General features: G+C 63.5%; 9 protein-coding genes and 2 pseudogenes. 3 read left to right on the top strand and 8 right to left on the bottom strand.

Annotated features, from left to right (window positions below; translation table 11 throughout):
- The 3 genes from EN780_RS18095 to hxlB all read right to left on the bottom strand — a co-directional run.
- On the bottom strand, positions 1–287 hold a 287-nt coding region (locus EN780_RS18095), incomplete at its 3' end, for a hypothetical protein (protein ID WP_133372638.1).
- Positions 288–391: 104 nt separating this feature from the next.
- Positions 392–1,135: a creatininase family protein gene (locus EN780_RS18090; protein ID WP_127311284.1), complete on the bottom strand. Its 744-nt coding sequence runs from the start codon at positions 1,133–1,135 to the stop codon at positions 392–394.
- Between the two features lie 5 nt (positions 1,136–1,140).
- Positions 1,141–1,707 carry a 6-phospho-3-hexuloisomerase gene (gene hxlB / locus EN780_RS18085; RefSeq protein ID WP_127311285.1) on the bottom strand — a complete coding sequence of 189 codons (567 nt, stop codon included), beginning with the start codon at positions 1,705–1,707 and terminating at the stop codon, positions 1,141–1,143.
- A gap of 188 nt (positions 1,708–1,895) precedes the next feature.
- On the opposite strand from hxlB, the pseudogene EN780_RS18080 reads away from it, so the two are divergent.
- Positions 1,896–2,919: pseudogene (locus EN780_RS18080) on the top strand (aldo/keto reductase).
- A 72-nt stretch (positions 2,920–2,991) separates the two neighbouring features.
- On the opposite strand, the gene EN780_RS18075 reads toward EN780_RS18080, so the two are convergent.
- The 4 genes from EN780_RS18075 to EN780_RS18060 form a co-directional block, all read right to left on the bottom strand.
- Entirely contained in the window at positions 2,992–3,264 is a 273-nt protein-coding gene (locus tag EN780_RS18075) for an HU family DNA-binding protein (RefSeq protein ID WP_006201846.1), read from the bottom strand.
- A gap of 196 nt (positions 3,265–3,460) precedes the next feature.
- Positions 3,461–5,872, bottom strand: coding sequence for an endopeptidase La (gene lon / locus EN780_RS18070; protein WP_127282117.1), 2,412 nt, complete (start codon positions 5,870–5,872; stop codon positions 3,461–3,463).
- A 275-nt stretch (positions 5,873–6,147) separates the two neighbouring features.
- A complete protein-coding gene (clpX, locus tag EN780_RS18065) occupies positions 6,148–7,422 on the bottom strand; it encodes an ATP-dependent Clp protease ATP-binding subunit ClpX (protein WP_127282118.1) in 1,275 nt (424 codons plus the stop codon).
- Between the two features lie 292 nt (positions 7,423–7,714).
- The gene (locus EN780_RS18060; RefSeq protein ID WP_127282119.1) at positions 7,715–8,344 is read right to left on the bottom strand and encodes an ATP-dependent Clp protease proteolytic subunit; all 630 of its coding nucleotides are present in this window, start codon (positions 8,342–8,344) and stop codon (positions 7,715–7,717) included.
- Between the two features lie 334 nt (positions 8,345–8,678).
- On the opposite strand from EN780_RS18060, the gene EN780_RS18055 reads away from it, so the two are divergent.
- Positions 8,679–9,272, top strand: a complete 594-nt coding sequence (locus EN780_RS18055) for a hypothetical protein (protein ID WP_128274885.1) — start codon at positions 8,679–8,681, stop codon at positions 9,270–9,272.
- On the opposite strand, the gene EN780_RS18050 is transcribed toward EN780_RS18055, so the two are convergent.
- A complete protein-coding gene (locus EN780_RS18050; protein ID WP_128274884.1) occupies positions 9,269–10,372 on the bottom strand; it encodes an FAD-dependent oxidoreductase in 1,104 nt (367 codons plus the stop codon). The two genes, EN780_RS18055 and EN780_RS18050, sit on opposite strands and share 4 nt — an antisense overlap.
- Positions 10,373–10,476: 104 nt before the next feature.
- Here EN780_RS18050 and EN780_RS18045 point away from each other — a divergent pair.
- A pseudogene (locus EN780_RS18045) lies at positions 10,477–10,753 on the top strand (cytochrome P450); the annotation flags it as partial.

The raw sequence follows: 10,753 nt of genomic DNA, 5'->3' as shown, positions 1-10,753 counted from the left end.
AGGAAGAACGGATTGCGCGTCACGATATCGATGCGGCCCGTGCCAAGGATCCAGCGCACCGCCGGACTGAAGAGCGCGGCGAGCGCAAGCGGGATGCCGACCGCATAGGCGCCGAGGATGATGAACAGGAAAAAGGGGCTGGCAAAGTTCGGTGGCCAGACACCGCGATAGAGCTCCCATGTCGGGACGATGATGCAGAAGAGGCCGGCAAGGCCGATGAACAGGCGCTTGGCGACGTGCATCGGAACGTCGTGCCGCAACCGTCCATCGCTACCGATCTCGTCCATTCCGGCCCCCTTAGCCCGGCGATCATGGCGGCGGATGGTGAAAATAGGCGTAACGATTGAGAAGTCGCGTTTCTGTCGGGCGTGGCCAGGCGCTGCTCGCCGCGTCAGGCCGACAGGAGGGCGCGCAGATGCTCAAGGATCATGGCGACGCCCTTCCTGCCCAGCTCTGCCGAAGCTTCCGGCGCGCTCGCCGTGTACCAGCTTGTATTGTCGGCGAAGCGGCCGGCGTCGACCGCTTCGGGGCACAGCGCCAGCATCAGCGAGGTTTCGCCGATGCCGGCATGGTCGAACGGGTACTGGCCGTTCATGGCGGCCGACATCAGCGGATGCACCTGAACCCAATTGAAGAAGTTCTCGCCCTTGGCATGGCCTGCATAGTAGTCGGCCATCGCCTCGGAACCCCACCAGCCCTCGCCGCGCTGCTTTTCCAGGAAGCGGAAGATCGCCTGCCGGCCGGCGGCCTTGAAAGCGAGGTCGGTCGGCATGCCGGCGGTGAAATTCTCGGTCTGGTGGTGGATGATGGCGTGGATGTTGCGAAAGCCGATGCGCAGCAGGCTGAAGAACAGCTCCTCGGCGAACGGCGCCAGCTGATTGCCGCCGACCTGCACCGAGCCGCTGCCTTCAGGCGGCGCCACCGCGTAGCTCGCGGCGCCATAGTAGAAGGCCGGCAGGATGACGATGTCGGCCTCCTTCTCGAACAATTCCAGTGTCTTGACGACGGCCAGCGTGTCCATCCCGACGGCCATGTGCTCGCCATGATATTCGAGCACGCCGAGCGGCAGCACGACCGGCCAGTTTTCGGCGATCGCCTTGCGGATCTGGTGCGGCAGCATCAATTCGTAACGCATCGCCCCTACTCCATATTGGTGTGGCGGGCGCGCATCGCCTCCGGCGAGGCGCCGGTCAGGGCCTTGAGCTTCAGCACCATCACTTCGAACAGCAGGAACAGCGCGCCCTCGAACAGCGACCCCATCGGCAAGACGGAGGTCTTTGCCGCGCCCTGGTCGCTGGCCATGGTCTGCGCCGGGATCAGCAAGGAGAAATCGGCGAGCCTGGCCGCGCTGCTTCCGCTTTCAGCGGTGACGAGCAGCACCTTTGCGCCCGCATCCCGCGCGACCTGCATCAGGGTCAGCACCGTCGTGGTCTCGCCCGGCCCGGAGCTTACCAGGAAGACGTCGCCCTTGCCCAGCGGCGGCGTGGTCATGTCGCCGACCACCGACACCGGCAGGCCGAGATGGTAGAGCCGCATGGCGAAACCCTTGACCTGCAGCGCCTCGCGGCCGCAGCCATAGACGGCGATCCTGCCGGCCCCGACGAGCACTTCGCAGGCGGCGTCGATGCTGGCCCCGTCCACCTTGGCCAGCACGCCGCCGAGTTCCTCCAGCGCGATCGCGAACAGATCCGTACCGGCCTTGGTCATGATGGCTTCACCAGTCTGCCCAGGGGTTGAAAAGGTGGAAGCTTCTGGTCACGCCTTCCCGGGAAAGGCTTGTTTTTGTTCATGCTATCACCGCGAAAATGCCTGTCCAACGGCCGTCGGCGCTTTTGCTGTGCCACGGGCGTGATAGTGTCATGTCAGACAAATCAGCTCCAGGAAAACTCCACGACATGAAGACACGGCATTTCGACCGCATCGGCAATGGCGGCATCGACTTCACCGAACTCGGCTTCGGCACGGCGCCGCTCGGCAACCTCTATCGCGCCGTCTCCGACGAGGACGCCCATGCCACGCTGGAAGCGGCTTGGAACATCGGCTGCCGCTACTTCGACACAGCGCCGCTTTACGGTCTCGGCCTCTCGGAAACCCGGCTCAACCCGTTCCTGCGCGGCAAGAAGCGCGACGACTATGTGCTGTCGAGCAAGGTCGGGCGCCTGATGCGCGCCTGTCCGCCGGCTGAGCGCACCGGCATCGGCAAGTTCTTCGACACGCCGTCGCGCCGGGAGGTCTACGACTACAGCTATGACGGCGTCATGCGCTCCTTCGAGGCCTCGCTGGAGCGCCTCGGCGTCGACCGCATCGACATCCTGTTCGTCCACGACGTCGACATCTTCACCCACGGCAGCAAGGAGGCCTCCGACCGGCGCATCGAGGAGTTCATGACCTCCGGCTATTACGGCCTGCTTTCGCTGCGCGACCAGGGCGCGATCAGGGCCTTCGGCGGCGGCATCAATGAATGGCAGGTGTGTCAGACATTGGCCGAGCGCGGCGATTTCGACCTTTTCCTGCTGGCAGGACGCTACACGCTGCTGGAGCAGGAGGCTTTGCAGTCCTTCCTGCCGCTCTGCCAGAAACGCGGCATCGGCATCGTGCTCGGCGGTCCTTACAATTCCGGCATCCTGGCCACGGGACCGAAGCCGGGAGCCTTCTACAACTATTCCGAGGCCGCCGAAGGACGTGCTCGATCGCGTGGCGCGCATCGAGGCGGTTTGCAAGCGCCACGGCGTGCGCCTCATCGAGGCGGCGTTGCAGTTCCCGCTGCAGCATCCGTCTGTCGTGTCGGTGATCCCCGGCGGCCAGCGGCCGGGCGAGGTCGAAAGCAACCGCGCGCTGCTCGACGTCAAGCTGCCCGAAGCTCTCTGGAGCGATCTGAAGCAGGAAGGGCTGCTGCGCGCGGACGCGCCGACGGGCTGATCTGCCCTGATGGCGATGGGCAAAAGAAAAGCCGGGCAAGCCCGGCTTTTCTGATCTTTAAAGAAAAAGGTCTTAGTTGACCGCGTCCTTGAGGCCCTTGCCGGCCGAGAATTTCGGCACGGTGCGCGCCGGAATCTTCACCTCGGCGCCGGTCTGCGGGTTGCGGCCGGTCGAAGCAGCGCGTTTTGACACGGTGAAATTTCCGAAGCCGACAAGCCGGACATCGCCGCCCTTCTTCAGTTCGCCAGTGATCACGGAAAACACCGCATCGACGGCTGACTGCGCGTCACCCTTCGAAATGCTCGCGGCATCGGCGACAGCGGACACCAGTTCGTTCTTGTTCATCAAAATTCCCTTCCATGAGAAAACCGGAACTTTCGACTCATCCGGCAGGAAACGGACTTTAGAAAGAAGCGTTCCTGCAACCAAGTCGAAAAAGCGGAAAAAATCCGAAAAAAGCCCGGAATTCCGGGGTTTTTCACATTAAAAAGCCGGGCGCCAGGCCCGGCTTTCGTTTTGTGCGCTGCAACTTTAGCCAAAACTAATGCGCAAGCGACTTTCCGGCATCGTCGCCGCTGTCGGCCGCGGCCGGGGCGTTGACCGGCTCGACCCACTCGATCGCCTCCGGCATCCGCACCAGCGCGTGACGCAGCACTTCGCCGACCCGCGAGACCGGAATGATCTCCATGCCGTTCTTCACGTTGTCCGGGATCTCCGCCAGGTCCTTGGCGTTGTCTTCCGGGATCAGCACCTTCTTGATGCCGCCGCGCAGCGCGGCCAGCAGCTTCTCCTTGAGACCGCCGATCGGCAGCACCCTGCCGCGCAGCGTGATCTCGCCGGTCATCGCCACATCGGCCTTGATCGGAATGCCGGTCAGCACCGAAATGATGGCCGTCGCCATTGCCACGCCGGCCGACGGGCCGTCCTTCGGGGTTGCCCCCTCCGGCACGTGGACGTGGATGTCACGCTTGTCGAACAGCGGCGGCTCGATGCCGAAATCGAGAGCGCGCGAGCGGACATAGGAGGCCGCCGCCGAAATCGACTCCTTCATCACGTCGCGCAGGTTGCCGGTCACGGTCATGCGGCCCTTGCCGGGCATCATGACGCCTTCGACCGTCAGCAGTTCGCCGCCGACTTCCGTCCAGGCGAGCCCGGTGACGACACCGACCTGATCGTCAGCCTCGACCTGGCCGAAGCGGTAGCGCGGCACACCGAGATAGTCGGCGAGGTTGTCGGCGGTGATGGTGACCGACTTCTTCTTCGTCTTCAGGATCTCGGTCACCGCCTTGCGCCCGAGCTTCATCAGCTCGCGCTCCAGGCTGCGCACGCCCGCCTCGCGGGTGTAGGTCTGGATGATGCCGCGGATCGCGTCCTCGCCGACGGAGAACTCCTTCGGCTGCAGCGCGTGGTCGCGGATCACCTTCGGCATCAGGTGCCGCTTGGCGATCTCGATCTTCTCGTCCTCGGTGTAGCCGGCGATACGGATGATCTCCATGCGGTCCATCAAGGGCGCAGGGATATTCAGCGTGTTCGCCGTCGTCACGAACATCACGCTCGACAGGTCGTATTCGACCTCGAGGTAATGGTCCATGAACGTCGAGTTCTGCTCGGGATCGAGCACCTCGAGCAGGGCCGATGACGGGTCGCCGCGGAAGTCCTGGCCCATCTTGTCGATCTCGTCGAGCAGGAAGAGCGGGTTGGACTTCTTGGCCTTCTTCATCGACTGGATGACCTTGCCGGGCATCGAGCCGATATAGGTGCGCCGGTGGCCGCGGATCTCGGCCTCGTCGCGCACGCCGCCAAGCGCCATGCGGATGAACTCGCGGCCGGTCGCCTTGGCGATCGACTTGCCGAGCGAAGTCTTGCCGACGCCGGGAGGACCGACGAGGCACAGGATCGGCCCCTTGATCTTCTTCTGGCGGCTCTGCACAGCGAGATACTCGACGATGCGGTCCTTGACCTTGTCGAGGCCGAAATGGTCGGTGTCGAGCACGTTCTGGGCGAAGGCCAGGTCGTGCCTGACCTTGGAGTTCTTGCCCCACGGGATCGACAGGATCCAGTCCAGATAGTTGCGCACGACGGTCGATTCAGCCGACATCGGCGACATCGTCCTGAGCTTCTTCAACTCGGCTTCCGCCTTCTCGCGGGCCTCCTTGGAGAGCTTGGTCTTCTTGATGCGCGCCTCGATCTCGGCGGCCTCGTCGCGACCGTCCTCGCCTTCGCCGAGCTCCTTCTGGATCGCCTTCATCTGCTCGTTGAGGTAGTACTCGCGCTGCGTCTTCTCCATCTGGCGCTTGACGCGCGAGCGGATGCGCTTCTCCACCTGGAGCACGGAGATTTCGGCTTCCATGAAGCCCATCGCCTTTTCCAGCCGTTCCTTGACGGAAAGCGTGGCCAGCATCTCCTGCTTCTCGGGGATCTTGATGGCAAGGTGCGAGGCAACCGTGTCGGCGAGCTTGGAATAGTCGTCGATCTGGCTGGCTGCGCCCACCACTTCGGGCGAGATCTTCTTGTTCAGCTTGACGTAGTTCTCGAAGTCGGTGACGACCGAGCGGGCCAGAGCCTCGATCTCGACCTCTTCCTCCTCCGGCTCGACCAGCGCCGAAGCACGGGCCTCGTGGAAATCGGGACGGTCGGTGAACGAGACGATCTTGGCGCGCGAGGCGCCTTCGACCAGCACCTTCACGGTGCCGTCGGGAAGCTTCAGCAATTGCAGCACGTTGGCGAGCGTGCCGATATCGAAGATGGCATCGGGCTCGGGATCGTCGTCGGCTGCGTTCATCTGGGTCGCAAGCAGGATCTGCTTTTCCTGACCCATCACCTCTTCCAGCGCCTTGATCGACTTTTCGCGCCCGACAAAGAGCGGAACGATCATGTGCGGAAACACAACGATGTCGCGCAGCGGGAGGACCGCGAAGACGCCGTCGCCGGGAGCCCTGGATGTTTTGGCCATTGTCCAACCTTTCATGTCGCGGCCGCCAGTCGGCCAACCGCGAATCTCATATTAACGACCGAGGATCGTTCCGCCTACCACCGTTTGTGACGGGAGTTTTACAGCACAGAATTCGGCACCTCGGCCTTCTGCTGTTAGTTGGATGTGTAAGCGGCAAAGATCAAGGGCAAACACGGTCCGTTCATCCTACTCCATCGGTCAGGCGGCACACCGTTTCACAGCAAAACGGCGCCCGTCGGGCGCCGTTCCACAAAAACTATGGGCCAGGTGCCATGTCAGGCGCTGACGTTGCCCTTCTTTTCCTTCTGCTCGGAATAGATGTAGAGCGGCCGGGCGTTGCCGGAGACCACCTCTTCCGAAATCACCACCTCGCGCACGCCTTCCAGCGCCGGCAGTTCGAACATGGTGTCGAGCAGGATTGCTTCCATGATCGAACGCAGGCCGCGCGCGCCGGTCTTGCGCTCGATGGCGCGCTTGGCGATCGCCGACAGCGCGTTCTCGTGGAAGGTCAGATCGACATTCTCCATCTCGAACAGCCGCTGGTACTGCTTGACCAGCGCGTTCTTCGGCTCGGTCAGGATCTGGATCAGCGCCGGCTCGTCGAGGTCTTCCAACGTCGCCAGCACCGGCAGACGGCCGACGAATTCGGGGATCAGGCCGAACTTCAGCAGATCCTCGGGCTCGACCTGGCGGAAGATGTCACCGGTGCGGCGATCCTCGGGCGAAGCGACCGTGGCGCCGAAGCCGATCGAGGTCTTGCGGCCGCGATCCGAGATGATCTTGTCCAGCCCGGCGAAGGCGCCGCCGCAGATGAACAGGATGTTGGCGGTGTCGACCTGCAGGAACTCCTGCTGCGGGTGCTTCCTGCCGCCCTGCGGCGGCACCGAGGCGACCGTGCCTTCCATGATCTTCAGGAGCGCCTGCTGCACGCCCTCGCCCGACACGTCGCGGGTGATCGAGGGGTTGTCGGACTTGCGCGAAATCTTGTCGATCTCGTCGATGTAGACGATGCCGCGCTGGGCGCGCTCGACATTGTAGTCGGCCGACTGCAACAACTTGAGGATGATGTTCTCGACGTCCTCGCCGACATAACCGGCCTCGGTCAACGTCGTGGCGTCGGCCATGGTGAAGGGCACGTCGATGATGCGGGCCAGCGTCTGCGCCAGCAGCGTCTTGCCGCAGCCGGTCGGGCCGATGAGGAGGATGTTGGACTTGGCCAGCTCGACGTCGTTGTTCTTGCCGGCGTGCGCGAGGCGCTTGTAGTGGTTGTGGACGGCCACCGACAGCACGCGCTTGGCGTAGGGCTGGCCGATGACATAGTCGTCGAGGACCTTGAGGATCTCCTGCGGGGTCGGCACGCCCTCGCGCGACTTCACCATCGAGGTCTTGTTCTCCTCGCGGATGATGTCCATGCAGAGCTCGACGCATTCATCGCAGATGAAGACCGTCGGGCCGGCAATCAGCTTGCGCACCTCGTGCTGGCTTTTGCCGCAAAACGAGCAGTAGAGGGTGTTCTTTGAATCACCGCCGTTGTTGCCGACCTTGCTCATTTTCCTGTCCTTTCACCGCCCGCCCGCCGATGGTCTGGCCAAGGCGTCTCATCAATCTATCGCGAGAATGCGCCACCGCCAGTGTCCCAGCTCACACAGCGTATTCCGTACGAAACACAAATCAGAAGACGCGGCAACGATTCGCAGCAACCCCACACAAAGCTAAGCCGTCGAAAATCAACATAGCCTTAACGTAGGCAATCCCACCCGTCGAGGGAACAGCCAATTGTGGCCGAAATGCCGCAAGCCGCGCCAAAAGCGCGTTTTCCCGCCACCCGCTGCCAATCGGCGCCTAGGCGGCGACGACTTCGGCGGCCTCGCGGGACGAAATGACCTTGTCGATCAGACCAAAGTCCTTGGCCTCGTCGGCGGTCATGAAATGGTCGCGGTCGAGCGTCTTTTCGATCTCGTCATAGCTCTTGCCGGTGTGCTTGACATAGACCTCGTTGAGGCGGCGCTTCAGCTTGATGATGTCCTGCGCATGACGTTCGATGTCCGAGGCCTGACCCTGGAAGCCGCCGGACGGCTGGTGGACCATGATGCGGGCGTTCGGCGTGGCGAAGCGCATGTCCTTGTGGCCGGCGCAAAGCAGCAACGAGCCCATCGAGGCGGCCTGACCGATGCAGAGCGTCGACACCGCCGGCTTGATGAACTGCATGGTGTCGTAGATCGCCATTCCCGACGTGACGACGCCGCCCGGGGAATTGATGTAGAGGTTGATTTCCTTCTTCGGGTTCTCGGCCTCGAGGAACAAAAGCTGTGCACAAACCAGCGTCGCCATGCCGTCCTCGACCGGACCGGTGATGAAGATGATGCGCTCTTTCAGCAGGCGCGAGAAAATGTCGTAGGCCCGCTCGCCGCGATTGGTCTGTTCGACCACCATCGGAACGAGGTTCATGTAGGTTTCGACGGGGTTCTTCATGGACTATCCCTTTTTGAAGATGGGATTCCGGCGCCGGGGAGTATGAGCAATCGGGCAGAATCGGTTCTGGATCGTTAGGATGTAAATAGGATGCCGGCTCACCCTAACGCAAGGCCGCCCCTCCTAGCCATCTGGTTAAGCCGAATCAAGCGCTACCACCGACGAAAGGCGCGGGCGAAGTGTCTTTCGACCAAGTGTCTCCCGGGGCGCTTTGAAACGGTAGCACTTTCTTAACCGCGCCCCTTAACGAAAAGCTGCAAAACCGCTTTCGGGGAACGGAGCTTCCGCTACAACTTCCGCGTTGAACTGGCGTTCTTTTCAAATGGGGAATGTCATGATCCGCAAAAGCCCCGCATCCCTGGCCGTGGCTGGCCTCGCCATCCTTGCCACGATATCGGAAACGGCGGCCGGCGGCCGCGCGCTCGAATGCTACGAGCCGATCCGCAGGCCGGCGCTCTACGATACCGTCTACGAGGACGTGATGGTCAGCCCCGGCGGCCAATTCATCGACTACGATGCGCCGATCTACGGCACGCGCGCGAGCGTCGAGCAGATCGCGCCAGCCCGCGTCACTTACGAGGTGGTGCCGGCCGTCACTCGCACCGTCTACCACACGGTCAAGGTGGACGACGGCGGCTATGCCTGGGAATGGCGCATCATCCACGGCCGCAAGGTGCTGTGCAAGGTGTGGCGCAAGGCCCGCTATGCGCGGGTCGCCGAAACTGCGGTGGTCGAGCCCGAGCGTCTCAGGCGCGTGGCGCTCCCGGCGGAATATGAAAGTGTCGCCCGGGAGGTGCTGGTGCGGCCGGAACGGCGGCGCATCACCGAGATTGCGCCCTCGTACCAGAAGGTGGCGCGTCGGGTGCTGGTCCGGGAAGGCTCCACGCACTGGCGGCGCGTGCATATCGCGCGGCATTGCCGGGATTAGGCCACCTCTGCCCGCAGCCACTTCTTGAGGCCGCCGACATCGCCGTCGCCAACGGCCTTGGCGACACGCCGGCCGACAGCCGCGCCGAATTTGTAGCCGTGGCCCGAGCAGGCAGAGACCACCAGGCACTTGTCGCCCTCATACGCCAGGAACTTCTCGTCGGCGGTGAAGGTGTAGGCGCAGGTGACGACCTCGGTCACCCTGTATTCAGCGATGCGGGCGATCGGCGGCGAGAACAGGTTGCGGATCACCTCACCCTCGCCCGGCACCGGCGCCCGGTTCCAATCGGCGTCGCTGGTCGGCACCTTGTGCAGGCCCGAACCGAATTTCATGCCGGCGCCGCGCGTCAGCGGGATCATGTAGCCGTCGGTGACGCCGCCGACGTCGAGGATGACGGGCGCCATTTCCCAGGCCACCCTAAGATCGGCTGGCGGTTCGACATAGGCAAGCGCGGTGCGATAGGTCTTCAATTCACCGCCGAGCTCCGGGAACAGCTTCAGCACCCACGCGCCGGCAGTGACCACGATGCGGTCGGCCTGCATCGTCTCGCCGCCGGCGAGCGTGATCCGACCGGCCTCGGCATCGACCTCGACCACCTTGCTGTGTTCGTAGACATTGGCGCCGTTGGCGCGCAGCCATGCAGCGAGGCCCGACGCGATCCTGCGGCAATGCAGAGCGCCACCCTCCGTCGAAAAATAGGCATAGCGGAACGTGTCGGGCTCGAGGAACGGCCAGCGCTCGACCGCGGCGGCCGGGTCGAGCAACTCGAAGGGAAAGTTCCCCTCCTCCAGGCCTTCGCGGTATTCCTCGGCCTCGTCGCCGGGCTCGCGCGAGATGCAGAGGAACCCCCTGGCATCGAGATGGTTCTCGCCGAGATCGGCCCACATCTCGTCCCAGGCGTCATACGCCTCCGTGATCAGCCTGCCATAGCCGGTGCCGGCGCGGTAGGCGCGACGGATGATGCGGTGATGGTCGCCCGACGCGGCCAGCGGGTTGGGGATCGGCCCCTGCTCGACGATCGAAACGCTGTGCCCGGCTTTGACCAGCGACCACGCCGTCGAAAGCCCGGCAATGCCGGCGCCGACCACGATCACATTCATCGAAACCATCCTTCCGCAGCCATCTTGCTGGCTCAATTCATTGGGTTGCCGGGCGCCAAGATACGGTCTGGCAGCGGGCTGGCAAGGCGCGCTAATGATCCAGCATGACCGATTTGATGCCGCCACCCGCCTACCTTGCCTTCGATCCCGCCGGCCGTCGCCTGCGGCTCGACCCGCACGAGCCGGCCTTCTTCCTGAACCCGTACGAGGCCTATGCCTTCCTGCATGGCGCCGCGAACGCCTTCTTCTGGGAGGACTACGGCTTCTGGTGCTTTGGCGGCTTCGACGACGTCAACCGGCTGCTGCGCGACCGCCGCTTCGGCCGCCAGAACCCGGCCGGCATTCCCGACAGCCGCGGCGTCGGCCAGGACCGTTCGCATC

Source organism: Mesorhizobium sp. M4B.F.Ca.ET.089.01.1.1 (assembly GCF_004022605.1).
Classification (GTDB): Bacteria; Pseudomonadota; Alphaproteobacteria; order Rhizobiales; family Rhizobiaceae; genus Mesorhizobium; species Mesorhizobium abyssinicae.
This window is presented reverse-complemented; position numbering and strand designations above follow the sequence as displayed.

Bases quoted from the DNA above. Each gene is read 5' to 3' on its own strand.
- EN780_RS18050 (WP_128274884.1), bottom strand. From the start codon at position 10,372: ATGAATGTGATCGTGGTCGGCGCCGGCATTGCCGGGCTTTCGACGGCG.
- EN780_RS18090 (WP_127311284.1), bottom strand. From the start codon at position 1,135: ATGCGTTACGAATTGATGCTGCCGCACCAGATCCGCAAGGCGATCGCC.
- hxlB (WP_127311285.1), bottom strand. From the start codon at position 1,707: ATGACCAAGGCCGGTACGGATCTGTTCGCGATCGCGCTGGAGGAACTC.
- lon (WP_127282117.1), bottom strand. From the start codon at position 5,872: ATGGCCAAAACATCCAGGGCTCCCGGCGACGGCGTCTTCGCGGTCCTC.
- EN780_RS18060 (WP_127282119.1), bottom strand. From the start codon at position 8,344: ATGAAGAACCCCGTCGAAACCTACATGAACCTCGTTCCGATGGTGGTC.
- EN780_RS18075 (WP_006201846.1), bottom strand. From the start codon at position 3,264: ATGAACAAGAACGAACTGGTGTCCGCTGTCGCCGATGCCGCGAGCATT.
- clpX (WP_127282118.1), bottom strand. From the start codon at position 7,422: ATGAGCAAGGTCGGCAACAACGGCGGTGATTCAAAGAACACCCTCTAC.
- EN780_RS18055 (WP_128274885.1), top strand. From the start codon at position 8,679: ATGATCCGCAAAAGCCCCGCATCCCTGGCCGTGGCTGGCCTCGCCATC.